General features: G+C 71.6%; 19 protein-coding genes. 4 read left to right on the top strand and 15 right to left on the bottom strand.

Translation table 11 applies throughout. The features are described from left to right. Positions 1-463: 463 nt before the first annotated feature. A complete protein-coding gene (rne, locus tag BLP95_RS14355; protein ID WP_089680546.1) occupies positions 464-3,700 on the top strand; it encodes a ribonuclease E in 3,237 nt (1,078 codons plus the stop codon). Between the two features lie 85 nt (positions 3,701-3,785). Here the strand turns inward: rne and murB are convergent, their stop codons facing one another. Genes murB through BLP95_RS14310 form a run of 9 tightly spaced genes read right to left on the bottom strand, consistent with a single transcriptional unit; the run spans position 3,786 to position 12,568 of the window. Next, a complete protein-coding gene (murB, locus tag BLP95_RS14350; protein ID WP_089680544.1) occupies positions 3,786-4,802 on the bottom strand; it encodes a UDP-N-acetylmuramate dehydrogenase in 1,017 nt (338 codons plus the stop codon). After that, positions 4,802-5,278, bottom strand: coding sequence for a low molecular weight protein-tyrosine-phosphatase (locus tag BLP95_RS14345; protein WP_089680542.1), 477 nt, complete (start codon positions 5,276-5,278; stop codon positions 4,802-4,804). The genes murB and BLP95_RS14345 overlap by 1 nt, the downstream gene beginning before the upstream one ends. Then, positions 5,278-6,066, bottom strand: coding sequence for a 3-deoxy-manno-octulosonate cytidylyltransferase (gene kdsB, locus BLP95_RS14340; RefSeq protein ID WP_089680540.1), 789 nt, complete (start codon positions 6,064-6,066; stop codon positions 5,278-5,280). Before kdsB ends, BLP95_RS14345 begins: the two co-directional genes overlap by 1 nt. After that, positions 6,066-6,275 carry a Trm112 family protein gene (locus tag BLP95_RS14335; RefSeq protein WP_089680599.1) on the bottom strand — a complete coding sequence of 70 codons (210 nt, stop codon included), beginning with the start codon at positions 6,273-6,275 and terminating at the stop codon, positions 6,066-6,068. Before BLP95_RS14335 ends, kdsB begins: the two co-directional genes overlap by 1 nt. 10 nt (positions 6,276-6,285) lie before the next feature. Further along, a complete protein-coding gene (gene lpxK, locus BLP95_RS14330; RefSeq protein WP_089680538.1) occupies positions 6,286-7,359 on the bottom strand; it encodes a tetraacyldisaccharide 4'-kinase in 1,074 nt (357 codons plus the stop codon). Beyond that, positions 7,356-9,128, bottom strand: coding sequence for a lipid A export permease/ATP-binding protein MsbA (gene msbA, locus BLP95_RS14325; RefSeq protein ID WP_245678765.1), 1,773 nt, complete (start codon positions 9,126-9,128; stop codon positions 7,356-7,358). Before msbA ends, lpxK begins: the two co-directional genes overlap by 4 nt. Beyond that, positions 9,125-9,562 (bottom strand): ExbD/TolR family protein, encoded by a 438-nt coding sequence (locus tag BLP95_RS14320; RefSeq protein ID WP_089680536.1) that lies wholly within the window; start codon positions 9,560-9,562, stop codon positions 9,125-9,127. The genes msbA and BLP95_RS14320 overlap by 4 nt, the downstream gene beginning before the upstream one ends. Next, on the bottom strand, positions 9,559-10,245 hold the full coding sequence (locus tag BLP95_RS14315) for a MotA/TolQ/ExbB proton channel family protein (protein ID WP_176760302.1): 687 nt from the start codon (positions 10,243-10,245) through the stop codon (positions 9,559-9,561). Before BLP95_RS14315 ends, BLP95_RS14320 begins: the two co-directional genes overlap by 4 nt. A gap of 43 nt (positions 10,246-10,288) precedes the next feature. After that, positions 10,289-12,568 carry a DNA internalization-related competence protein ComEC/Rec2 gene (locus BLP95_RS14310; RefSeq protein ID WP_089680533.1) on the bottom strand — a complete coding sequence of 760 codons (2,280 nt, stop codon included), beginning with the start codon at positions 12,566-12,568 and terminating at the stop codon, positions 10,289-10,291. Positions 12,569-12,830: 262 nt separating this feature from the next. Between BLP95_RS14310 and BLP95_RS14305 the strand changes: the two genes are divergently transcribed. Further along, entirely contained in the window at positions 12,831-13,361 is a 531-nt protein-coding gene (locus BLP95_RS14305; protein ID WP_089680530.1) for a DUF2062 domain-containing protein, read from the top strand. Positions 13,362-13,433: 72 nt separating this feature from the next. Here BLP95_RS14305 and BLP95_RS14300 read toward each other — a convergent pair whose 3' ends face one another. The 4 genes from BLP95_RS14300 to BLP95_RS14285 form a co-directional block, all read right to left on the bottom strand. Next, positions 13,434-14,141 carry an ABC transporter ATP-binding protein gene (locus BLP95_RS14300; RefSeq protein WP_089680528.1) on the bottom strand — a complete coding sequence of 236 codons (708 nt, stop codon included), beginning with the start codon at positions 14,139-14,141 and terminating at the stop codon, positions 13,434-13,436. Positions 14,142-14,178: 37 nt separating this feature from the next. Next, the gene (locus BLP95_RS14295) at positions 14,179-15,420 is read right to left on the bottom strand and encodes a lipoprotein-releasing ABC transporter permease subunit (RefSeq protein WP_089680526.1); all 1,242 of its coding nucleotides are present in this window, start codon (positions 15,418-15,420) and stop codon (positions 14,179-14,181) included. 118 nt (positions 15,421-15,538) lie between these two features. Then, complete coding sequence (locus BLP95_RS14290) at positions 15,539-17,821, bottom strand: EAL domain-containing protein (protein WP_089680523.1); 2,283 nt, start codon at positions 17,819-17,821, stop codon at positions 15,539-15,541. Continuing rightward, positions 17,818-18,657 carry an SEL1-like repeat protein gene (locus BLP95_RS14285; RefSeq protein ID WP_089680520.1) on the bottom strand — a complete coding sequence of 280 codons (840 nt, stop codon included), beginning with the start codon at positions 18,655-18,657 and terminating at the stop codon, positions 17,818-17,820. Before BLP95_RS14285 ends, BLP95_RS14290 begins: the two co-directional genes overlap by 4 nt. Positions 18,658-18,812: 155 nt before the next feature. Here BLP95_RS14285 and BLP95_RS14280 point away from each other — a divergent pair, with 155 nt between their 5' ends. After that, positions 18,813-19,859 carry an agmatine deiminase family protein gene (locus BLP95_RS14280; RefSeq protein WP_089680519.1) on the top strand — a complete coding sequence of 349 codons (1,047 nt, stop codon included), beginning with the start codon at positions 18,813-18,815 and terminating at the stop codon, positions 19,857-19,859. An 18-nt stretch (positions 19,860-19,877) separates the two neighbouring features. Then, positions 19,878-20,777, top strand: a complete 900-nt coding sequence (locus tag BLP95_RS14275; RefSeq protein ID WP_089680517.1) for a carbon-nitrogen hydrolase — start codon at positions 19,878-19,880, stop codon at positions 20,775-20,777. A gap of 1 nt (position 20,778) precedes the next feature. Here the strand turns inward: BLP95_RS14275 and BLP95_RS14270 are convergent, their stop codons facing one another. Continuing rightward, complete coding sequence (locus BLP95_RS14270; protein ID WP_089680515.1) at positions 20,779-22,017, bottom strand: uracil-xanthine permease family protein; 1,239 nt, start codon at positions 22,015-22,017, stop codon at positions 20,779-20,781. 103 nt (positions 22,018-22,120) lie between these two features. Further along, positions 22,121-23,740, bottom strand: a complete 1,620-nt coding sequence (locus tag BLP95_RS14265; protein WP_089680513.1) for a glycerol-3-phosphate dehydrogenase/oxidase — start codon at positions 23,738-23,740, stop codon at positions 22,121-22,123. Positions 23,741-23,826 lie beyond the last annotated feature (86 nt).

The following is a 23,826-nucleotide window of genomic DNA, read 5'->3' as shown; positions in this document are numbered from 1 at the left end:
GCCGAGGCGCTCCAATGGGCAAACTAGCGCCCCACAGCGCCTGCCCGCAGACACGCAGGCCGGAGCGAAAAGATCAGGCCGCGACGACGCCGAGACGTCCCGCCGCCCGTTGCAAGACAAGTGATACAGCGATAAACGCGCCACGCCCGTATCCCCCCGCCGCTCCCCGACGTCACGGGGCGGTGGCAGGCCACGGGACACGTTCAACAGCGTGCCGGAGGCCGGCGTCGGCGAATCGATGATTGCCAGGTGTTGGCGGTGACCGCAGGGCCGGATGGGTGACGCCCACCGAGACATGTCCTGCCTCCGCCCCGTACTCAACAGGCTCATGCCGCGGCGCTGCCCCACCGGGAGCGACGCGGTCGGACGCAACTGCGCATCCGTGACATGCGCTGAGCACAGGCACGCAGCACACAGCGGTTCGCCACGTCGCGCTCGCCGGCGCCCCATAGTGCGAGTCAACATGAAACGGATGCTCATCAATGCGACCCAGCCCGAAGAGCTGCGCGTCGCGCTGGTCGATGGACAGCGCCTCTACGATCTGGACATCGAGTCCGGTGCCCGGGAACAGAAGAAGGCCAACATCTACCGTGGCAAGATCACCCGCATCGAACCCTCCCTAGAAGCCGCCTTCGTCGACTTCGGCGCCGACCGCCACGGCTTCCTGCCCCTCAAGGAGATCTCCCGGGAGTACTTCGTCAAGGAGCCCGATGGGCGCCCCAGCATCAAGGAGGTGCTGAAGGAGGGCCAGGAGGTCATCGTCCAGGTCGACAAGGAGGAGCGCGGCAACAAGGGCGCCGCCCTGACCACCTTCATCTCCCTGGCCGGCCGCTTCCTGGTGCTGATGCCCAACAACCCCAAGGCCGGCGGCATCTCGCGGCGCATCGAGGGTGAGGAGCGCAGCCAGCTCAAGGAGGCCATGAACCAGCTCAGCGTGCCGGACCGCATGGGCCTGATCGTGCGCACCGCGGGCATCGGCCGCAGCCCCGAGGAGCTGCAGTGGGACCTCGACTACCTGGTGCAGGTGTGGGAGTCGATCACCAGTGAGGCCGGCAAGCGCCCCGCCCCCTTCCTGATCTACCGCGAGTCCAACGTCATCATCCGCGCCATGCGCGACTACCTGCGCCAGGACATCGGCGAGGTGCTGATCGACAGCCCCGAGGTCCATGAGCAGGCGCTGGGCTTCATCCGCCAGGTGATGCCCTCCTACCAGCAGAAGATCAAGCTCTACGCCGACGAGGTGCCGCTCTTCTCGCGCTTCCAGATCGAATCCCAGATTGAGACCGCCTACGAGCGCGAGGTCAAGCTCCCCTCCGGCGGCTCCATCGTCATCGACCACACCGAGGCGCTGGTCTCCATCGACATCAACTCGGCGCGCGCCACCCGTGGCAGCGACATCGAGGAGACGGCGCTGCAGACCAACCTGGAGGCGGCCGACGAGATCGCCCGCCAGCTGCGCCTGCGCGACATCGGCGGCCTGGTGGTGATCGACTTCATCGACATGAGCCCGGCACGCAACCAGCGCGAGGTCGAGAACCGCATGCGCGACGCCCTCAAGCTCGATCGCGCCCGGGTCCAGATCGGACGCATCTCCCGCTTCGGGCTGATGGAGATGTCGCGCCAGCGCCTGCGCCCGTCGCTGGGCGAGACCAGCGGCGTGGTCTGCCCGCGCTGCAACGGCCAGGGCACCATCCGCGACGTGCGCTCCATCTCGCTCTCGATCATGCGCCTGATCGAGGAGGAGGCGATGAAGGAACGCAGCGCCCAGATCCGCGCCATCCTGCCGGTGCCGGTGGCCACCTACCTGCTCAACGAGAAGCGCAACGTGCTGGCCGACATCGAACGGCGCCAGGGCGTGCGCGTGGTGCTGCTGCCCAGCCCCGACATGGACACCCCCCACTACGACGTCCAGCGCCTGCGCGACGACCACGTCGACGAGGATGGCAGCCAGAAGTCCAGCTTCGAGCTCTCCACCGAGACCGAGGTGGGCAAGGAGCCCGAGGCCACCTTCGGCAAGCCGGTGCAGCGCGCCGAGGCCGCGGTGAAGACGGTGATCCATCACGAGCCCGCCCCCGCCTCGCTGCAGGAGGAGGAGGCCCCGGCTCCCGCCCCCGCCAAGACCAAGGCCGCCCCGCCTGCACGCAGCGCTCCCCCGGTGGCCGTGGAGCCCCAGGGCGGCGTGCTCGGCCGCCTGGTCAAGGGTCTGACCAAGCTGCTAGGCGGTGACGAGGCACCCGACGCCGGCCGCCAGGCGGGGTCGCGTGCCGTCACCGACCAGGCGAAGGGCGAGCGCAAGCCGACCGGGCGTGACGAGTCGCGCAACGAACGCGGCAATCGCCAGCGCCGCCCGCGCAGCGACGAGCGCCGCGGCGCCGCCCGCCAGGAGAGCGAGCGGACCGACGCCAGAAGCGACAAGGGCGATAGCGGCGACAACCGCGGCAATCGTGGTAGCCGCGGCCGTGGCCGCCAGGAGAACGGTCGTCAGGAACGCCAGGAAAGCGCCCGCCGCGACGACAGCCGCCCGGCTCGCCAGCCGGAGGGCAGCAAGGGGCGCGACGACGGCCGACGCCAGGGCGGCGACAAGCGTGACAGCCGCTCCAGCCAGAAGCCCGCCGAGCCCCGCCGTCAGGAGGAGAGCCGCAAGGCCGACGAGCCGCGCGCCGAGGCCGCGGTCGACGACGGCAAGCCCAAGCGCACTCGCAACAACCCGCGCAGCCGCAGCCGCCAGCACGCCCTCAACCCCAAGGCGGTAGAGGAGCAGCAGCGCCTGCAGGCCGAGGCCCCGAAAGAGGAGGCCCCGAAGGAGGAGGCCAAGTCAGAGGCCCCCCAGGCGGAAGCCAAGTCCGAGGCCCCGAAGCCCGAGGCCCCCAAGGCCGAGGCCAAGTCAGAGGCTCCCAAGGCGGAGGCCAAGTCAGAGGCCCCGAAGGCGGAAGGCAAGCCTGAGGCACCCAAGGCCGAAGCCAAGGCCGAGGCCGAGGCCAAGTCAGAGGCTCCTAAGGCGGAAGCCAAGCCCGAGGCACCCAAGGCCGAAGCCAAGTCGGAGGCTACCAAGGCGGAAGCCAAGCCCGAGGCAGCCAAGGCCGAGGCCAAGCCAGAGGCTCCTAAGGCGGAAGCCAAGCCCGAGGCACCCAAGGCCGAAGCCAAGTCAGAGGCTACCAAGGCGGAAGCCAAGCCCGAGGCAGCCAAGGCCGAGGCCAAGCCCGAGGCACCCAAGGTCGAGGCCAAGCCAGAGGCAACCAAGGCCGAAGCCAAGCCCGAGGCAGCGAAGGCGGAAGCCAAGTCTGAGCCCCCCAAGGCCGAGACCAAGCCCGAGGCCCCCAAGGCCGAGGCCAAGCCAGAGGCCCCGAAGGCGGAAGGCAAGCCTGAGGCATCCAAGGCCGAAGCCAAGGCCGAGGCCAAGTCAGAGGCTCCCAAGGCGGAAGCCAAGCCCGAGGCACCCAAGGCCGAAGCCAAGCCCGAGGCAGCCAAGGCCGAGACCAAGCCAGAGGCTCCGAAGGCCGAGGCAAAGGCCGAACAGCCTAAGGCAGACGTCAAGCCCGAGGCAGCGAAGGCCGAAGGCAAGGAGGCAAGTGCCAAGGCCGAGGAGCCCTCGACCGAGAGCCGCGCCAGTCGTCGCCGCCGACGCCGCGCCCATAACGATCCGCGCGAGATCCGCCGGCGCGAGCAGGAGGCCAAGTCCCAGGAGGGCAACCAGGGCTGACGCCCCTGCCCTCCCAGGGCCCAACGACATCGCCCGCAGCCATGGCTGCGGGCGATGTCGTTTCAGGGGAACGGAAAGGGACGGGTCAGCCGGTGCCCGCCAGGCGTGGCTCGCGCTCCAGGGACACCCCGAAGCGCTCCTCGACGCGTCCGGCGACACGCTCGGCGAAGGCCAGCAGCTCACCGGCGCTGCCGCCGCCGAAGTGCACCAGCACCAGTGCCTGGCGCTCGTGCACGCCGAAGTGCCCCTCACGCCAGCCCTTGAGGCCGCAGCGGTCGATCAGCCAGCCCGCGGCCAGTTTGACGCGGCCGTCGGGCTGGGGGAAGTGCGGCATCTCGGGGAACTCGGCGAGCAGGCGTGCGGCCAGTCCCGCCGCCACCAGCGGGTTCTTGAAGAAACTGCCGGCGTTGCCGAGGCGTGCCGGATCGGGCAGCTTCTCGCGGCGGATGGCGCATACCGCCTCGGCCACCTCCAGGGCGCTGGGTGTCGCCCCCACCCGCGCGGCCAGGTCGCCATAGCCGAGCCGTGGACGCGGCGCAGTGGATAGCGCGAGCACCAGCCGGGTGATCACCACCCGACCATCCAGCGCTCCCTTGAAGACGCTGTCACGGTAACCGAAGGCGCACGCCGCGGGCGTCATCATCTCCCGGCGCCCCGTCGCCAGGTGGAGTACCTCCACCGCCTCGAGCACCTCGGCGAGCTCCACGCCATAGGCGCCGATGTTCTGGATCGGCGCCGCCCCGCACGAGCCGGGGATCAGCGCCAGGTTCTCGGTGCCCCACAGGTCGCGGGTGGCGAGCTCCATCACCAGGTCATGCCAGTTCACCCCGGCCTCGGCATGGACGCGTACCCTGCCCTGCTCGCCCGGTTCCTGCCACCAGTCGGCCATGGCCGGCCGCACCACCAGGCCCGGCAGCCGCTCGGGCAGGATCAGGTTGCTGCCGCCGCCCAGCAGGGTCAGCGGCCAGCCCCGTGACCGCGCCTCGACGAGCGCCTCCTCGAGGGCCGCCAGGCTGGTCGGCGCGGTGAAGCGTTCGGCCACGCAGGGCAGGCCCAGGGTGTTGGCATGCGTCAGGTCGTGGTCGCGCTGGATCGCCGCCATCAGCGCGGCGTCTCCAGGCGCGCGGCGATGGCGTCGAGCAGGCCGTCGGCGCCACGCTCGACCAGGTCGAGCACCGCCTCGAAGCCATCCTCGCCGCCGTAGTAGGGATCGGGCACGGCGGTGTCGGGCAGCCCGGCGAACTCGAGGAAGAGCCCCAGGTGGGCCTCGAGCGGCTTCGGGGCCCTCTCGCGCAGAGCGGCGAGATTGTCATGATCCATGGCCAGCAGGTAGTCGAAGGCCTGGAAGTCAGCGTCGGCCAGCTGGCGGGCACGCAGCCCCGAGAGATCGATGCCGCGGCGCGCGGCGGCCTGCCGGGCACGGGTGTCGGGGGCCTTGCCCACGTGCCAGGGGCCGATGCCGCAGGAGTCGACCGCGACCCGATGGGCCAGGCCTCGCTCCTCGAGCTTGCGGCGAAAGATGCCCTCGGCGGTGGGCGAGCGACAGATGTTGCCCAGGCAGACGAAGAGCACGCGCATCAGTGGCCTCCCGGTTCGGCGTCGTCGGTGGTCAGCAGGGCCCGTACCCGGGCCAGGTCCTCGGCGGTGTCCACCCCGGCGGGGTGCGGCTCCCGGGCCAGCGCCACCTGGATGGCGTGGCCATGGTGCAGCGCGCGCAGCTGCTCGAGGTGCTCCAGGCGCTCCAGGGGCGACGGCAGCCAGTCACGATATTCGGCGAGGAAGCCGACGCGGTAGGCGTAGAGGCCGATATGGCGCAGCCAGGCATCGGTCTCGAGCAGCTCGGGTCGGGTGGCGAAGGCGTCGCGATCCCAGGGGATGGGCGCCCGGGAGAAGTAGAGGGCGCGGCCATCCAGGGCACGCACCACCTTGACCACATTGGGGTTGAAGAGGCTCTCCACCTCGGCGATCGGCTCGGCCAGGGTGGCGATGGAGGCGCCGGGATCGTCGAACAGCCGCCCGGCGACCTGATCGATCAGCGTCGGCGGAATCAGCGGCTCGTCCCCCTGGACGTTGACCAGCACGGCGTCGTCGGCAAGCCCCAGGCGCTCGGCCACCTCGGCCAGGCGGTCGGTACCGGAGGGGTGGTCGGCCCGTGTCATCACCACCTCGGCGCCCAGTGCGGTCATGGCCTGTTCGATGCGGCTGTCATCGGTGGCCACCACCACCCGGCGCGCGGCGCTCTGCCCGGCGCGGCGCCAGACGTGGGCCAGCATCGGCTCGCCGGCGATCTCGGCCAGGGGTTTGCCGGGCAGCCGCGACGAGGCGAAGCGCGCCGGGATGACGGCGATGAAGTCGCGCCCGGGCATCACGCCTCTCCCGTGCGTCCGGGGGAGTCGTGGAGCTTCTCGTCGGCAGAGAGCTCGCGGGCCTCCTCGGGTAGCATCACCGGGATGCCGTCGCGGATGGGATAGGCCAGGCCGTCGAAGCGGCAGTGCAGCTCCTCGGCCTCGCGGTGGTACTTGAGCTTGCCCTTGCAGAGCGGGCAGACCAGCATCGCCAGCAGCTCCTTGTCCATGGTGTTCACCTCACTCTCGGTGGGAAGCCGGCCCGTCGCCGGCTTCTGGAATCGTCTCTCGCTCCTGTGACGGCTGACGCGCCTGGCCCGCCAGTGCGGCGAGGCGCGCGTCCAGCCAGGCCACGAAGGCGGGCTCGGGCTCGGCGGCCACCTCCAGCACCCAGCTCTCCGCCGGCGCCAGGCCACGGCACTTGACGGCATCCTTGGCGGTCATCACCAGCGGTCGGTCGTCGCCGAAGTCGAGCTCCTCCGCATGGTAGGCGTGGTGGTCGGCGAAGGGGTGCGGGATCGCCTCGACGCCGAGCGCCGCGAGGGTCTCGAAGAAGCGCGCCGGTCGGCCGATGCCCGCCACCGCGTGCACCGGTCCCGCGAAGGGTGGCGCCTCGACGGCGTGACGCGCCCCGTCGCCCAGCCGCCGCCAGGCCGCAGGCACCAGCGCCATGCGCCGGGCGGGCACCGGCAGCACGGCGCGCGGCTCGCCATTGACCACCACGGCGTCGACGCTGGCCAGCCGCGACAGCGGCTCGCGCAGCGGCCCCGCCGGCAGGCAGCGGCCGTTGCCGAAGCCCCGCGCCCCGTCCACCACCACCAGTTCCAGGTCCCGGGCCAGCGCCAGGTGCTGCAGGCCGTCGTCGCCGACCAGGATGTCGCAGCCCGCCTCCAGCAGCCGCCGCGCGCCGCGGGGGCGGTCGGGGTCCACCACCACCGGCACGCCGGTCTGGTCGGCCAGCATGCGCGGCTCGTCCCCGCAGCGGCTCGCCGGGGTAGCGTCGTCCACCAGCAGCGGGTAGGCGTCGCTGTCGCCGCCGTAGCCCCGCGAGAGGATCCCGGGCCGAAGGCCCCGCTCGGCCAGGTGTCCCACCAGCCAGGCCACCAGCGGCGACTTGCCGGTGCCGCCCAGGGTCAGGTTGCCCACCACGATCACCGGCACCGGGGCCCGCCAGGTCGCCTTCCGGCCCTCGGCATAGGCGGCGGCGCGGCGCGCCACCGCCCAGCGGTAGAGTGCCTCCAACGGACGCAGCGCGACGAGCCAGGGGTCGCCGCGGTAGGCGGCGGCCAGCCAGCGCTCGGCCAGCCCGCTCATGGCGCCTCGGCCTCCTGGAACTGCAGGCGGTGCAGCGCTGCATAGGCACCGTCCCGGGCCAGCAGCTCGGCATGGCTGCCCTGCTCGATGATCTCGCCCTGCTCCATCACCAGGATGCGGTCGGCGCGCTCGATGGTGGAGAGGCGGTGGGCGATCACCAGGGTGGTGCGCCCCTTGCACACCTCCTCCAGGGCGGCCTGGATGTGGCGCTCGGACTCGGTGTCCAGCGCCGAGGTCGCCTCGTCGAGGATCAGCAGCGGGGCGTCCTTGAAGATGGCGCGGGCGATGGCCAGGCGCTGGCGCTGGCCGCCGGAGAGCATCACCCCGTTGTCGCCCACCTGGGTGGCATAGCCTTCCGGCAGGCGCGCGATGAACTCATGGGCGTGGGCGGCACGCGCCGCGGCCTCGATCGCCGCCGGGTCGGGATCGTCGACGCCGTAGGCGATGTTGTCGGCGATGCTGGCGTTGAACAGGGTGACCTGCTGGGAGACCAGGGCGATCTGGCGGCGCAGCGGCGCCAGGCGATACTCCTCCAGCGGCACCTCGTCCACCAGCACCCGCCCCCGGGTGGGGCGATAGAAGCGCGGCAGGAGCCCCACCAGGGTCGACTTGCCGCTCCCCGAGCGGCCCACGATGGCCACCATCTCCCCCTCGCGCACATCGAGGTCGATGCCCTTGAGTACCTCGGGCTGGCCCTCGTCGTAACGGAAGTGGACCCCCTCGAAGCGCACCCGGCCGGCGAGGCGGCCCGGGTCGCGGCGGCCCTGGTCGGGCTCGCTGGGCTCCTCGAGCAGGCCGAAGAGCTCCGAGGAGGCGGCCAGGCCCTTCTGGATCTCGCTGTTGATCTCGGTGAGCTGGCGGACCGGTTTGGCCATCAGCGAGGCGGCGGTGATGAAGGCGACGAACTCGCCGGCCGTCATGTCTGCCATCAGCGCCGGCGACATGGCGAGCCACACCAGCACCGCCAGGGCCAGGGCCACCAGCAGCTGGATCACCGGGGTGCTGACCGCCTTGGTCAGCGCCTCCTTCATGCTCTGCTGGCGGTTGTACTCGCTGGCGGCGGCGAAGCGTGCCTTCTCATAGGTCTCGGCACCATGGGTGCGCACCACCCGGTACCCGGAGAGCGCCTCTGAGGCGACGTGGGTCACCTCCCCCATGGAGGCCTGGATGCGCCCCGAGATGCGCCGGAAGCGCTTGCTGGCGTAGCTGACCACCGCGCCGATCAGCGGCGTCACCGCCAGGAACAGCAGGGTCAGCATCCAGTTGGTCCACAGCAGGTAGGTCACCAGGCCGATCACGAAGAGTCCCTCGCGCAGCAGGATGGTGAGCGCCTTGGTGGCGGCGCCGGTGACCTGCTCGACATGGTAGGTGACCCGCGAGATCAGGTGGCCACTGGAGTGGCGGTCGAAGAAGCGTCCCGGCAGGTGGAGCATGTGGTTGAAGACATCGCAGCGCAGGGCGTGCACCACGTTGCGCGCCACGTTGCTCATGAAGTAGGTACCCAGGAAGGTGCCCAGGCCACGCGCGGCGAACATGCCCACCACGAACAGCGGCAGGAAGAGGCGGAAGGCGGCATCGGGTTCCTGGATGCCGTCGATCAGCCGCTTCATCATCTCCGCCAGGGCGGTGCTGGAGGCGGCATAGATGGCGTAGCCCAGCACCGCCAGGGCGAAGGAGCGCCAGTGGGGCCGCACATAGCCGAGCAGGCGGCGATAGAGGGTCAGGCCCGAGCGCTGGGCCGCGTGTTGGGAGGTCCCGGTGGGGGTCACGGCGTCTCCGCGTCTTGGGTGGATGTGTCGCCGGCGCCGCCCTGGGTGGTGGCGATGCGCACCTGGCGGATGCCCTGGGCGGCGGCCTGGTCGAGGGCGCGCACCACGTCGGCGTGGCGGGCGCGGGCGTCGGCCTCCACCACCAGGCCATGCTCGCGGGCCTGGTCGGCCTCGGCGGCCAGTGCCGCGGGGAGCGCGGCGGCGGCGAGATCGCGCCCCCCCAGTCGGTAACCTCCCTCGGCGGTGACCACCAGGGTCACCGGCGAGGGCTCGGCGGCGGTACCGCTCACCGATTCCGGCAGGGTCAGCTCCAGCGCCTGGCGGGTCTCGAAGGTGGTGGAGACCATGAAGAAGATCAGCAGCAGGAACACCACGTCGATCAGCGGGGTGAGGTTCACCTCCACCGGATCGCGGCGCCGGCGGGGAAACCTCACGGGCGCTTCACCTCGGGGGCGAGGCGGCCGTCGGCCTCGACCCGCTCGGCCTCCTGGCGCTCCGCAAGGTTGAGGTCGTCACCGTAGTGGGCCAGGAACTCCACCACCTGGCCGGCCTGCTCCTCCATGCGCACGGTGATGTCCTCCACCCGGCGCTGGAAGTAACGGTGGAACATCAGCGCCGGGATCGCCACGGTGAGGCCCGCCGCGGTGGTGACCAGGGCACGGGAGATGCCCCCGGCCAGGTCCGCGGTGCGGCTCGCCCCGTCGCCGGAGACGATCACCGAGAACACCTCGATCATGCCCACCACGGTGCCCAGCAGGCCGATCAGCGGGGCGATGGCGGCGATGGTGCCCAGCGGGCTCAGGAAGCGCTCCATGTCGTGGATCACCGCGGTGGCGGCCTCGGTCAGGCGTGCCCTCACCTGCTCGTGCCCCAGGCGCGCGTTGCGCAGCCCGGCGGCGAGTACCCCACCCAGCGGCGAGTGGCTCTCCAGCCAGTAGAGGTTGACCTGCCCGCGGGTGATCAAGGTGCACACCTCCTGCCCCAATCCGCGCGGTGCGATGCGCCCGGCACGCAGCGTCCACAGGCGCTCGATGATGATCACCGTGGCCAGCAGCGAGCAGCCGAGCAGCGGCAGCATCAGCCAGCCGCCGGCGATCAGGGCCTCCATCATGTCCATGCGCGTTCCCTCCCCATCGGCGTCCTCATCGCGGAGCGCCTGCCTATGGCGGCGATTCTACCGCAAGGCGGGGGCAATCGACACCGGGCCTCGCCGAGGCGCGCGCCGCCTGCGGCGTGGGCAGGCCGGCGCCACCCAGGCGAAACCCCAGGGCCCCGTCCAGGGCGGTGCTCCACTGGCAGGCCCCGGCATCGCGGAAGCGGCGCACCACCTCGGCGGCGGGATGGCCGAAGGGGTTATGGCGCCCCACGCTGTAGACCAGATGGCGCGGGGCGAGCGCCGCCACCAGCGCCGGGGTCGAGCTGGTGGCGCTGCCGTGGTGGCCGGCCAGCAGCAGCGCCAAGGGTCCGCCGACCTCACTCAGCAGGCGCCGCTCGCCGGCCGCCCCCAGGTCGCCGGTGAGCAGCAGCCGATGCGGCCCCGCCACTGCCTCGAGCACACAGGAGCGGTCGTTGTCGACGCGGCCCGCCTCTCCGGGGGGTGGCCACAGCAGCCGGAAACGCACCCCGTCGCGCTCCAACTCGCGACCGGCGACACAGGGCTCACCGGCCACCTCGGCCCCCGGCGGGGCAAGCCAGCGCGCGACCCGGTGCGACGCCTCGAGGGCCGCCACGCCGCCGGCATGGTCGACGTCGTCGTGGCTGACGATCACGGCATCGAATCGCTGCCCCGCCGGCCACAGCGTCTCCAGCGGCGTGAAGCCCGAGCCGAAGCGGGGGCCGGTGTCGTAGAGCAGCCGATGGTTGGCGGTGATCAGCTCCACCAGCTGCCCCTGCCCCACGTCATGCACCCGCACCTCGAGTTCGCCGTGGGCCGGCGTGGCCGGTCGCCACAGCGCCGGCAGCAGGGCCAGTGCCAGGGTCGCCACCAGGCGCAGGCGCGCGTCGAGCCCCGGCAGCCCCCAGAGGCCGGCCAGCAGCAAGAGCGCAAGCGCCAGCGGCAGCCCCAGGGCGGGCTCCGGGTGCCAGGCCGGCAGCCACGCCACCGCGGTCTCGAGCAGGCGGGCCAGCCCCTCGGCGAGCCGGGCGAAGCCCCACCAGCAGAGGTCGGCGGGCGGCCCCAACGGCGCCAACAGCCAGCCCAGCAGGCCGAGGGGCACCATCAGGCTGCCCACCAGCGGCACGGCGACGAGGTTGACCAGCGGGGCGGCGGGGGCCAGGCGGTCGAAGGCCAGCAGCACCGCCCCCGCCATGGCCGGCGCCAGCAGCAGCTGGGTGCGCACCAGGCCCCACAGCCAGCCACGCCAGCCACGCGGACGCGGGCGCCCCTGCCAGATCAGGATCAGCACCGCCACCGCCCCGAAGGAGAGCCACAGCCCGGGCTGCCAGGCGCCCAGTGGGTCGAGCAGCAGCACCAGGGCGAGGGCCAGCCACCACCCCTGCCAGGGGCCCGGAGCGTGACGACCGCTGGCTACCCAGAGCCCCACCAGGGTCATGATCAGGGCACGCAGGGCCGGCGGCTCGAGCCCCGCCAGCCCGGCATAGGCGGAGGCGACCGCGGCGGCCAGCCACCAGGGCCACACCGCCAGCCGCCAGCGCCCGGGCGTGGCCAGGCGCGCCAGACCACGCCCCAGCAGCAGGGCGGCACCGGCCGCCAGGCCCACATGGAGCCCGGAGATTACCACCAGGTGGGTGGTACCGCTGGCGTTGAGGAGTGCCCAGTCGTCATCGACGAGTCGCTGGTCGGCGCCCAGGGTGAGGGCCGCCAGCCAGCGCGCCGCCCGCTCCGGCAGCGGCTTGGCATCGAGGAAGTCCAGCGCCAGGCGCTGCGGCGAAACACCCGCCTCGGCCAGGCGGCGAGGCGGAGGGGCGTCGCGCACATAGCCGGTGGCCTGGAAGCCCTCGCGCCACAGCCAGGCGCGGTAGTCGAAGGTGCCGGGGTTGGCGAGCCCGTGGGGTGGGCGCAGCCGCACGCCGAGCGCCCAGCGCTCCCCGGCCGCCATGGGTGGAGCGCCGTAGGCATTCAGGCGTAGCCGTTCCAGGTCGTTGCAGGGCAGCCGACCCGGCGCGAGGGGACGACAATGGTCCACCTCCACGACCAGGCGGGTGAGCCGCCCCTGGGGCGTCACCGAGGTCAGCCGCCCCTCCACGGCCAGGTCGACCCCGGAGAGCCCCGGTGGCAGCTCGGCATGACGCGCCGAGAGCACGCCGCCCGCCGTCCAGGCGACCACCAGCAGCAGCACGAGGGGCCCGGGCCGGCGCGCGGCCAGGACCAGCAGCAGCGCCACCGCCAGCCCCTCGACGAGGCCCGGCGGTTCGCCGTGACCGAGCCCCACCCCCGCCAGCACGGCGAGGGCGAGGGAAAGTGCCCATCCCTTCCACATCTTCTCGCTCCAAGGGCGTCGCCGAGAGAGGTAGGAGCTATCGTGGATGGAAGCACCGCTCAAGGCTCCGGGGCGCTGTGAACCCGTCCCTGGGCGCTACCGATGCCATCCCTGGCATAGGACCCCCTCTTCGCCCTGTCCCCGGCGCCTTTCGCTGTCGCCGCATGGCGAAATGCGATAGCCCCACCGGCTGGGGCCGCGGGTGCGGCGCCCTGTGCATCTATGGATAATAGGCGAGGAAACGACTCCGCGAGCCCACGCCATGCCGCGCCGCCTGCTACAGCGCTACCTGCCCCACCCCGAGACCCTGAGGCGCCAGCGCTCGCTGCGCTTCATGGAGGGGCTGATCGGCAACCCGGCGCTGTGGGTGCTGAGCCGGCGCAGCGTCGCCAACGCCTTCTCGGTGGGGCTGTTCAGCGCCATGCTGCCGATTCCCTTCCAGATGGCGGTGGCGGCCGGCGGCGCCTGGCTGGCGCGCTGCAACCTGCCGCTCGCGGTGGGGCTGGTGTGGGTCACCAACCCGTTGACCATGCCACTGATCTTCTATGCCAACTACCGCCTCGGCGCCTGGCTGATGCAGGTGCCGGCCCGGGAGGCCCCCGACCGCCTCTCGGCCCAGTGGGTCGCCGAGAGGCTCGGCGACCTGCTGCCGGCCCTGGCGTTGGGCTCGGTGGTCACCGCCCTGGGGCTGGCCCTGCTCGGCAACCTGGCCATCCGCCTGCTGTGGCGCTGGCAGGTCTCGCGCAGCTGGAAGGCGCGACGACGGCGGCGGCGCGCCTGCCGCGAAGCCTGACCCAGGCCCGAGACGCGCGCGGCCGCCTCGAGGGCGGCCGCGTTGCCAAGGGCAAGGATGCGTCCGAGGACGTCAGGCGCCCTCGCGTGGCTGCTCGGTCAGTCGACCCTCGTCGAGACGCATGACGCGATCCTGGTGGGCGGCGAGCGCCGGGTCGTGGGTGACGATGACGAAGGCGCAGGCGGTGGTGCGCGCCAGCTCGTCCATCAGCGAAAGGATCCCCGCGGCGGTGTGCTGGTCGAGGTTCCCGGTAGGCTCGTCCATCAGCACCAGGCTTGGGTCGGTGACCAGGGCGCGGGCGATGGCCACCCGCTGGCGCTCCCCTCCCGACAGCTCGCCCGGCTTGTGATCGGCGCGGGGGGCCATGCCCACCTTCTCCAGCAGCGCCATGGCGCGTGCCTCCGCCGCCTTCTTGCCCAGCCCGCGCACGATCAGCGGCAGGGCGGCATTCTCCACCGCGGTGAACTCGGCGAGCAGGTGGTGGAACTGGTAGACGAAGCCGATATGGCGATTGCGGAAGCGTCCCAGGGCGGCCTCCCCCAGCGCCGAGAGCGGCTCGCCGGCGATGCGCACCTCGCCGCGGCTGGGGCGGTCGAGGCCGCCGAGCAGGTTGAGCAGCGTGGTCTTGCCGGAGCCGGAGCTGCCGACGATGGCCACCCGCTCGCCGGCGGCCACGGACAGCGCCAGGCCATCCAGCACGGTGATGTCCTGGGGCCCCTCGCGGTAGGTGCGGGTCAGGTCGTGGCACTCGAGCATGGTCTGGCCGGCGGCGCGTTCCATGGGCGTCTCCTGGTGGGGGGCGGATTCGCGGCGGGCCTCACTCATAGCGCAGCACCTCCGCCGGCTGGACCCGCGCGGCGCGCCAGGCGGGGTAGAGGGTGGAGAGGAAGGTCAGGCCCAGCGCCGCGGCGACGATGTTGCCCACGTCCTCCCAGTGCAGCCGTGACGGCAGGTCGCTGATGAAATAGACCCCGGCGTCGAGGAACTGGATACCGAACGCGGACTCGACCCAGCCGATCAGGTCGGCGATGGTCAGCGCCAGCAGCACCCCGAGCCCCACCCCCACCAGGATGCCGATCACCCCGATGGCGAGTCCCTGCACCACGAAGATGCCCATGATCGAGCGCGGCGTGGCGCCGATGGTGCGCAGGATGGCGATGTCGGCATGCTTGTCGGTGACCACCATCACCAGGGTGGAGACGATGTTGAAGGCTGCCACGGCGATGATCACGGTGAGCAGCAGCGCGATCATGCGCTTCTCCATCTGGATCGCCTGGAAGAGGTTGCCGTGGGAGTAGGTCCAGTCGTAGCCGCGGTAGCCGACCCCCAGGTCGTTGACGATCGCGCGGGTCACGGCGCTCGCCGCGAAGAGGTCATCGAGCTCCAGGCGCAGGCCGCCCACGGCGTTACCGAGGCGCGCCAGGGTCTGCATGTCCTCGATATGGGCATAGGCCAGCCCGGCGTCGAGCTCGGCGCCGACGCTAAAGATGCCGCTGACGGTGAAACGCTTGAGCCGCGGGAAGACCCCGGCCGGGGTGATGGAGGCCTCGGGTACCAGCAGGGTGACCCGGTCGCCCACCCCCACGCCCAGGCGACGGGCCAGGATCGACCCCAGCACGATGTTCCACTCGCCGGGCGCGAGGTCGGCAAGGCTCCCCTCGCGCATGTGCTCGCCGATGATCGAGACGCGGTCCTCCCAGTCGGGGTGGATGCCGTTGACCATGGCACCCTGGTTGTTGCCCCCCACCGAGAACATGCCCTGCTGCTCCACATAGGGGGCCGCGCCGATCACCCGCTCGCGCTGCATCAGCCGCTCGGCCAGGGACTCCCACTCCACCATGCCGGTGCGTGACTCGATCTTGGCATGGGGCACCATGCCCAGGATGCGGGTGCGCAGCTCGTGGTCGAAGCCGTTCATCACCGAGAGCACCAGGATCAGCACGGCCACGCCCAGCATCAGCCCCAGCATGGAGGTCAGCGAGATGAAGGAGATGAAGTGGTTGCGGCGCTTGGCGCGCACGTAGCGCAACCCGATCAGGAAAGGAAGTCTGTCCAGCATGTTGGCGGTCCTTGTCGCGGCGAGAGCCCTGTAGCCCGGTGACGGGCGCCCATGGTAAGGCTTTTGCCGGGACGCTGCACCGGGGGCACCGCCGCCTCCCCGGGATTTGCACGGAGGCTCAGTCGGGCAGGCCCGTCCAGCGCGGCTCGGGACCGGGCATGCCGATGCAGGCACCCTGGGCATGGTCCACGCCGAGGGCCCGGACCCGGGCCAGTACCGCCTCGCTGTGCACGAACTCCGCCACCGTGGCGATCCCCAGCTCCCGGGCGAAGCCCACGATGCCGCGGATCAGGCTCTCGGCGTCGCCGCTGCCGTCGAGCTGGCGCACCAGGCTGCCGTCGATCTTGAGCAGGTCGACATCGAGGCGCAGCAGGTGCTCGAAGTTGGAGTAGCCGCTGCCGAAATCGTCGATGGCGATGCGCACCCCCAGCGCCTTGGCGCGGGCGATGAAGTCGCTGACCGCGGCGTAGTTGTCGATCCCCTCGGACTCGAGGATCTCGAAGATCAGACGCTCGCCGACGCCCTGCTCGGCGACCCTCGCCAGCAGCGCCTCGCTGATCTCCGGGTCGAGGATGTCCTCGCTTGAGAGGTTGAGGGAGACGTCATGGGGCGTCTCGGCCAGCGCCGCCAGGCAGCGCTCGACCATGGTCAGGGTCAGGCGGCGATAGAGGCGGCTGCGCCGGGCCACCTCCAGGAAGGCGCCGGGGCTGACCGGCTCCCCCGCCTCGTCGAGCATGCGCACCAGGCACTCGAACTTGCCCACGCGGCCACTGCCGAGATCCAGGATCGGCTGGAAGTAGGCCACCACGCGCCCCTCGTCCAGCGCCTGGCCCAGGCGGTTGGCCCACGCCAGGTTGCGCTCATAGTCGCGACGCACCCGGGTCGCCGGGTCGTAGAAGGCGAAGGAGCGCCGCTCGGCGCGCGCCTGCTTCAGGGCGATATTGGCCGAGGAGTGCAGGCTCTCCTCACGGTCGCCCTGGCGGTCGAGCTGCCAGCTCGACGCCACCCCCAGGGTCAGCTGCAGGGGCAACTCCTGGCCGCGCCACGCCAGGCGCAGGCCATGCAGCGCCTGGGACAACGCCTCGACCCGTTCGCGCAGCGCCTCGTCGCTCGGTGCGCCGGGCAGCCACAGGGCGTGCTCGTCGCCGGGCATGCGATAGAGCCGACTGCCCCGCCAGGGCGCCGCCGCCAGGGCCTCCTCCAGGCGCTCCGCCACGTGCTGGATCACCCGGTCGCCACAGCGATGGCCGAAGAGGTCGTTGAACTGCTTGAAGCCGTCGACGTTGACCAGCACCAGGGTGCCTGCACGCCCTGCCTCGAGGTCGGCCAGCAGCCGCGCCCGGTTGGGCAGCCGGGTGAGCGGGTCTGTGTAGAGGGTGCGCAGCTGGCGCAGCAGGCCCGCCACCAGGAAGAGGGTGACCCCGGCCAGCAGCGCCATCGCCAGCCCGATGCCGATCAACAGCCGCCGGTTGACCCGACGCATGGGCGCCAGCACGGCATCGACCTCGGCCTGGGGCACGGCGATGCCGAAGGCCATGCCGGCACGGGTCGCGCCGAGATAGAGCGTCCACGCCTCCCCCTCAAGCGTCAGCGGGCGCCGCACCGGCCCCTCCTCGGCCGCCAGGGCGACGATCTCGCGATGCAGGCCCAGCGCCGAGACCGCATCGATGCGCCGGCCGGCGTCGGCGAGGTCCTCGGCACGGGCCAGGCTCGAGAGGTTGCGGTTCTCGCGGTCCACCAGGAAGGCGAAGGTGCTCGGGGTCACCTCAACGCCGGCCATCAGGCCGATGATGTCCTCGGCGACCCAGTCGCTGGCCGCCATGCCCAGCAGCCGGCCGTCGTCGTCGAGCACCGGGGCCGCGACGCTGATCACCGCGTCGTCCACCGCCGCCTTGAAGTAGGTGGTGGACCAGTAGGGCTGCCCCTCCCCCTCTCGCCAGGCGGCGAGACGGCGCTGGAACCAGCCCGCCTCCTGCCAGTCGGTGTCCAGGGGGGTGGCCGTCACGCCCGCCTCCGAACGGCGGGCATACAGCGCCCGCGGCGGGTCGAGCGCGGTGAGCCACAGGGTGGCCCCGCGGGCATCGGGAAACTCCTCGAGGGCCTGGGTCAAGGTCTCGGCCAGGGCCGCCTCGCCGGCCCCCATCTCGGTGAGCAACCGCCCGGCCCGGGCCAGGTCGCGGCTGTTCTGCTCCATGCGTCGATGGTGGGCGTCGATGCGGTCGATATTGGCATGGAAGGTATCGACGATCTGGCGCTGGCGCAGCGAGGCCAGCGTCTCCTCCGCCTGGCGCAGGTTGAGGGTCGAGAGCAGCCACATGCCGCCGAGGAACAGCACCACCAATAGCGCCAGCAGCAGCATGATCAGCGGACGGCGCCCCAGCACCGGGCGCTGGCGCCTCACCGATCGGCCCCGGTGGCTTCCTCGCCGGAGGCGGTGTCGAGGGCCTCTAAGCGCTCCCCGGCCTGGGCATCGCCGCCGGCCACGGCCTTCCGGTACCAGCGCAGCGCCGCCTCCCGGTCGCCGTCCAGCTCGGCCAGGCTGCCCAGGTGGCGCTGGGCACGGGGGTCGCCCCGCTTGGCCGGCGCCAGGCACGCCTCGCGGGCCTGCCGGAAGTTACGGATGGTGAAGAAGACATAGCAGTCGTTGGCCTGGCGGCGATCCAGCGCCTCCTCGAGGTCGGCATCCGGTTGCTCCGGTGCCGCCTCGGCTGGCGCCCCGGGCGGCTCCTGTGCCGCGACAGCGGCGGAACGCCGGGTGGCACGCTGCGCCTCGCGCTCCCGCACCCGGGCATGGAAGTCGTTGACCTCGCCGGGGCAGGAGTAGAGGTAGCCGCGCCGCAGGCGCGCCAGGGTCTCCCGGGTGGCCTCCCGCTGCGCGTACTCCGCACCGATGGCGGCACAACGCCGCTCCCGCTCCCGGGCGATCTCGGGCAGCACGTCGGCGTAGTCAGGATCGTTGCCGTGCGTCTCCAGGTAGCGGGTCAGCGGGTCGATCCAGGGTTGGTCGAAGAGCGCCCGACGCTCCTCGGCACGGGCGGCGGCCTGGGCCTCGCCGTCGCCATCGCGTCCCGAGAACAGCTCGCCCAGGCGCTCGCCCTGGGCGCTGATCGCCTCCCCCGTGCGCGCCAGCCAGTCGCTGGACGTGGCCGCCACACTCTCGCGGTCGGAAAGGCTCTGACAGCCACCGAGCGCCAGCGCGAGTCCGGTGACGAGAGAAAGCAGCAGGATGGCGCGCATGGGGCTCCTTGGCGACCGTGGCAGGGCGGGAATGGCTTCAGGATACCACCGCCCGGGGCGATGGCCAGTCGCGACCGACCGGGCGAGCGCTATTGCATAGCGGCGCCGAGCCGCCTACATTCGCGCCCACACCCCCTCACCCGGACCGCACGCCGATGGCCACCCGACTGCTTCCCGAATGGCACCCCCAGGATGCCGTACAACTGACCTGGCCGAGTCCCGATAGCGACTGGGCGGCGCTGCTCGAGCGCATCGAGGCGACCCTGGAGGCGATGGTGGTGGCCATCACCCGCTACCAGGGGGTGGTGATCAGCGTGCCCGACACCCTCACCCGCACCCATCTGACAGAGCGCTTCGCGCGCCTGGGGGTTGCGGATGAGCGGCTGACGCTGGTGGTCGCCGCGTCCGACGACACCTGGGCGCGGGACCACGGCCCGCTGGCGGTGGAGCGCGACGGCGCGCTGACGCTGCACGACTACGTCTTCACCGGCTGGGGCGGCAAGTTCCCCGCCGCCCGGGACAACACCCTGACCCGGCGCCTGGCCGAGGCGGGCCTGTTCGCCTGCCCGGTGAGCGAGCGCGGCCTGGTACTGGAGGGGGGCGCCATCGAGAGCGACGGCGAGGGCACCCTGCTGACCACCGAGGCGTGCCTGCTCAACCCCAACCGCAACCCCGGCCTCGACCGCCGCGCCGTGGAGGAGTGGCTCCACCAGGACTTCGGCGTGACCCGGGTGCTGTGGCTGGCCAACGGCCATCTCGAGGGGGACGACACCGACAGCCACGTGGATACCCTGGCGCGCTTCTGCGACCCTGGCACCATCGCCTACGTACGCTGCGACGACGCCCGGGACCCCCACTACCCGGCGCTTGCCGCCATGGAGGCGGAGCTCAGGGCGCTGCGCCGTGCCGACGGCCAGCCCTACCGGCTGATCCCCCTGCCCTGGCCCGCGCCCTGCCACGACCCGGAGGATGGCCACCGGCTGCCGGCCACCTACGCCAACTTCCTGATCCTCAACGGCGCCGTGCTGGTGCCCACCTACGCCGACGCCGCCGACGCCCGGGCCCTCGCGGCCCTGGCCGAGGCCTTCCCGGGCCGCGATATCGTGCCCATCGACTGTCGCAGCGTGATCCGACAGCACGGCAGCCTGCACTGCCTGACCATGCAGCTGCCCAGTGGCAGCCTCGCCCAGGCCAAGAACTGAATCGAAGGAGACGCCCTCATGCCCCGCCATCTGAAGGTCGGCCTGGTCCAGCAGCCCGGCTGGCCCGACAAGGCCAGAAGCCTCGCCGAGAGCGAGGCCGGCATCCGCGAGCTGGCCGCCGCCGGCGCCGAGCTGGTCATGCTCCAGGAGCTGCACGCCACCCACTACTTCTGCCAGTACGAGGACACCGAACTCTTCGACCTGGCCGAGCCCCTGGACGGCCCCACCGGCAGCCGCCTCGCAGCGCTGGCCGCCGAGCTCGACATCGTGCTGGTGGGCTCGCTGTTCGAGCGCCGAGCGGCCGGCCTCTACCACAACACCGCGGTGGTCTATGACCGCAAGCTGGGCGCCGTCGGCCACTACCGCAAGATGCATATCCCCGATGATCCGGGCTTCTACGAGAAGTTCTACTTCACCCCCGGCGACGCCGATGGCGCCGGCCAGGGCTTCGCCCCCATCGATACCTCGGTGGGGCGGCTCGGGGTGCTGGTGTGCTGGGACCAGTGGTACCCGGAGGCGGCACGGCTGATGGCCCTGGCCGGGGCGGAACTTCTGCTCTACCCCACCGCCATCGGCTGGGACCCTGCCGACGACGATGACGAGAAGGCGCGCCAGAAGGACGCCTGGACCCTGATCCAGCGCAGCCACGCGGTGGCCAACGGCGTGCCGGTGGTGGTGGCCAACCGCGTCGACCACGAGCCGGACCACTCCGGCGTCGGCCGCGGCGTCGACTTCTGGGGCGGCAGCTTCATCGCCGGGCCCCAGGGCGAGCTGCTGGCCCACGCCGGCACCCAGGCCGAGCGCCTGCTGGTGACCCTGGACATGGGCCGCGGCGAGGACGTGCGGCGTATCTGGCCCTACCTGCGAGACCGCCGCGTCGACGCCTACGGTGACCTGACACGCCGTTACCGGGACTGACCTACTCGTCCTCCTCGGCGCCCGGCAGCACCCAGTTGAGCACGATGCCCACCAGGGCGGCCAGGCTCACCCCCTGCAGGGTGAACTGGCCGCCGCCCACCTGCATGCCGCCGATGCCGAACACCAGGATCAGCGATATCACCACCAGGTTGCGCGGCGCGGTCAGCGAGTGACCGGCGCGCACCAGGGTGTTCATGCCCACCACGGCGATGGAGCCGAACAGCAGGGTCATGATGCCTCCCATCACCGGCCCGGGGATGGTCTGCAGCAGCGCCCCCAGCTTGGCCACGAAGGCCAGGGCGATGGCGGTACAGGCCGCCACCAGCATGATGCGCGGGTCGAAGGCGCGGGTCAGGGTCACCGCCCCGGTCACCTCGGAGTAGGTGGTGTTGGGCGGGCCGCCGAACAGCGCCGCCGCGGTGGTGGCCAGGCCGTCGCCCAGCAGGGTGCGATGCAGGCCCGGCTTCTCCAGGTAGTTCCTGCGGGTCACCGAACCGATGGCGATCATGTCGCCGATATGCTCCACCGCCGGGGCGATCGCCACCGGGATCATGAACAGGATCGCCGCCCAGTGGAAACTCGGCGCGGTGAAGGCGGGCAGCGCCAGCCAGCTCGCCTCGCGCACCGGCGTGAAGTCCACCAGGCCCATGACCAGCGCCAGCAGGTAGCCGGTGAGGATCCCCCCCATGATCGGCACCAGACGCACGATGCCGCGGCCGAACACCGCCAGCACCAGGGTCACCAGCAGGCTGACCATGGAGAGCACCAGCGCCTGACCATAGCCGATATGGTCGCTGGTCTCGCCGGTGGCCATGTCCACCGCGACGGGCGCGAGCGCCAGGCCGATCACCATGATCACCGGACCCACCACCACCGGCGGCAGCAGGCGATGCAGCCAGCCGGTGCCCTTGAGGCGCACCGCCTGGGAGATCGCCACATAGACCAGGCCGGCTGCCATCAGCCCGCCCAGGGTGGCCGAGACCCCGAAGCTGGCGATGGAGCCCTGGATCGGCGCGATGAAGGCGAAGGACGAGGCCAGGAACACCGGCACGCTGACCCGGGTCACGCCGTGGAACACCAGGGTACCGACGCCGGCGGTGAACAGCGCCACGCTGGGGTCGAGCCCGGTGAGCAGCGGCACCAGCACCAGGGCGCCGAAGGCCACGAACAGCATCTGCACGCCGGTGAGCAGCGTGCGCGGGAGGGAGTCGGCGGGCCGTGCGGCCGCGGTATCGGTCATGGCGGGCTCCAATAGCGAAAGGCTGGGGGAAGGCGATCGCGCGGCATTCTAGCAGCCCTACCGGCCGACACGAAGGTCCAGCGCTCCCCCTTCCACCCTCGTCTCATGCCGGGCCGGCCGCGAGCGTCTCGAGGTACTCGTCGAGGCGCTCGCGGGCGGCGTCGCCGAACAGCGCCTCGCAGGCCTCCGCCAGTCCCGCGGAGCGGGCAATGGAGGCCTCGGAGACCACCAGCGAGATCTTGGAGCGCCGCCGCAGCAGGTCCTCCAGGCGAGTGACCATCTCGCGCTCCCGGGCCTGGGTAAGCTCCACTCTCAGGTACTCGGTGCCCTCGATGAGCACCTCGGCCTGGTGGGGGTCTCGGCGGATCGTCGCCAGCAGGTCGAAGGCCTGATCACCATAGCGCCGCCACAGCCGGTGACTTATCGGCTCCGAGGCGTGGGCCGCGGTGCGGGCGTCGAGGCCCATCTCGCCCGCCTCCCGCAGGAAGGCGTCGCGCACCGTCGCGTCGGGCTCGCCATACCATCGGCGGCCCGCGTCGGGCAACTCGATGCCGAGTCCCCTGACCGCCTCCACCACCTCCTCGCCGACGTTGAGACAGTCGGTCAGCTTGCCGCCGAAGATGCTGAGGTGGGACCGCTCACGGTCTAGGTCGATGGCGTGCTTGCGCGACAGGTTGAGGAAGTCCCGCTCGCCCTCCCCGGCCGGCTTGATCGCCAGCGGCCGCACCCCACAGCGGGTGGCGATGATGTCCTGCTTACCCAGGGGGCGCGGCAGGGCGAGGCGCTTGTTGATGTTGTCCAGCACGAAGGCCACGTCCTCCTCGGTGACCGTCACCGAGGGGCTCTCGACCCGGGTGTCGGTGGTTCCGATGCAGGTGCGCGGCCCCATGGGAATGACGAAGAACAGGCGGCCATCGTCGGCAAAGAAGGCCAGCACGCGCCGCTGCTCGGTGAGCCGAGGCACGATCAGGTGGATCCCCTTGGAGAAGACATGGTGATGCTCGGTACGCTGCTCGGCCCGTTGGTTGAGGTCATCGACCCAGGGCCCGGCGGCGTTGATCAGCACCCGCGAGCGGATCTCGAAGGTCTCGTCGGTCACGATATCGCGGGCCCGGGTCACCCAGATGCCCGCCTCGCGACGAGAGGAGAGATACTCCACGTAATTGACCGCCGCGGCGCCGAAGTCCAGGGCGCCGCGCACGAAGTTGAAGACGAAGCGCGCGTCGTTGTCGTGGAGGTATGCATCGGAGTACTCGAAGCCGCCCACGGCGCTTGAGGTGTCGATGATCGGCTCGCGGGCCTTCAGGGTCGCCGGGCGCATGTAGTACGGACGCCGGGTGAAGGCGTTCCCCATCAGCCAGTAGAGCCAGCTGCCGGCCCAAGGCACCAGAGGGTGGTGGCGAAATCCCCGGTGGATCGTGGTCAGGAAGCGGATCTCCTGTACCGATGAGGGATAGCTCTGGATCAGGTGGTTGCGACTGCGACAGAGCTTGCGCACCAGGCCGAAGTCGCCGCTCTCCATGTACTTGATGCCCCCCCACACCAGGTTGGAGGAGTGCATGCTGGTGCTGCCGGCGAAGTCGCCCTTGTCGATCAGCGCGACGCTGGCACCCTGGCCGCTCAGGGCGGCGGCCGCCGCGGCCCCGTTGATGCCGCCCCCCACCACCAGCACGTCGTGGCAGCGTGCCGGCAGGCGGCTGAGTTGGGTCTCTCTGAGTTGCATCGTATGCCCCCTGGAAGCAAGAGGGCCCCGCACGGCGCCTACCGTGCGGGGCCCGTCCATCACTGAAGAATGACTCGGCGAAGAGT

Origin of the sequence: Halomonas shengliensis (assembly GCF_900104135.1) — a bacterium.
Taxonomy (GTDB): domain Bacteria; phylum Pseudomonadota; class Gammaproteobacteria; order Pseudomonadales; family Halomonadaceae; genus Halomonas; species Halomonas shengliensis.
Note: the sequence above shows the minus strand (reverse complement) of the source record. Positions and strands in the feature narration are given on the sequence as shown.

Bases quoted from the DNA above. Each gene is read 5' to 3' on its own strand.
- murB (WP_089680544.1), bottom strand. From the start codon at position 4,802: ATGGCGGCGATCCAGCGCGACCACGACCTGACGCATGCCAACACCCTG.
- BLP95_RS14280 (WP_089680519.1), top strand. From the start codon at position 18,813: ATGGCCACCCGACTGCTTCCCGAATGGCACCCCCAGGATGCCGTACAA.
- BLP95_RS14275 (WP_089680517.1), top strand. From the start codon at position 19,878: ATGCCCCGCCATCTGAAGGTCGGCCTGGTCCAGCAGCCCGGCTGGCCC.
- BLP95_RS14270 (WP_089680515.1), bottom strand. From the start codon at position 22,017: ATGACCGATACCGCGGCCGCACGGCCCGCCGACTCCCTCCCGCGCACG.
- rne (WP_089680546.1), top strand. From the start codon at position 464: ATGAAACGGATGCTCATCAATGCGACCCAGCCCGAAGAGCTGCGCGTC.
- BLP95_RS14285 (WP_089680520.1), bottom strand. From the start codon at position 18,657: ATGCGCGCCATCCTGCTGCTTTCTCTCGTCACCGGACTCGCGCTGGCG.
- lpxK (WP_089680538.1), bottom strand. From the start codon at position 7,359: ATGAGCGGGCTGGCCGAGCGCTGGCTGGCCGCCGCCTACCGCGGCGAC.
- BLP95_RS14310 (WP_089680533.1), bottom strand. From the start codon at position 12,568: ATGTGGAAGGGATGGGCACTTTCCCTCGCCCTCGCCGTGCTGGCGGGG.
- BLP95_RS14315 (WP_176760302.1), bottom strand. From the start codon at position 10,245: ATGGACATGATGGAGGCCCTGATCGCCGGCGGCTGGCTGATGCTGCCG.
- BLP95_RS14305 (WP_089680530.1), top strand. From the start codon at position 12,831: ATGCCGCGCCGCCTGCTACAGCGCTACCTGCCCCACCCCGAGACCCTG.
- kdsB (WP_089680540.1), bottom strand. From the start codon at position 6,066: ATGCCCGGGCGCGACTTCATCGCCGTCATCCCGGCGCGCTTCGCCTCG.
- BLP95_RS14345 (WP_089680542.1), bottom strand. From the start codon at position 5,278: ATGCGCGTGCTCTTCGTCTGCCTGGGCAACATCTGTCGCTCGCCCACC.
- BLP95_RS14295 (WP_089680526.1), bottom strand. From the start codon at position 15,420: ATGCTGGACAGACTTCCTTTCCTGATCGGGTTGCGCTACGTGCGCGCC.
- BLP95_RS14300 (WP_089680528.1), bottom strand. From the start codon at position 14,141: ATGGAACGCGCCGCCGGCCAGACCATGCTCGAGTGCCACGACCTGACC.
- BLP95_RS14265 (WP_089680513.1), bottom strand. From the start codon at position 23,740: ATGCAACTCAGAGAGACCCAACTCAGCCGCCTGCCGGCACGCTGCCAC.
- BLP95_RS14335 (WP_089680599.1), bottom strand. From the start codon at position 6,275: ATGGACAAGGAGCTGCTGGCGATGCTGGTCTGCCCGCTCTGCAAGGGC.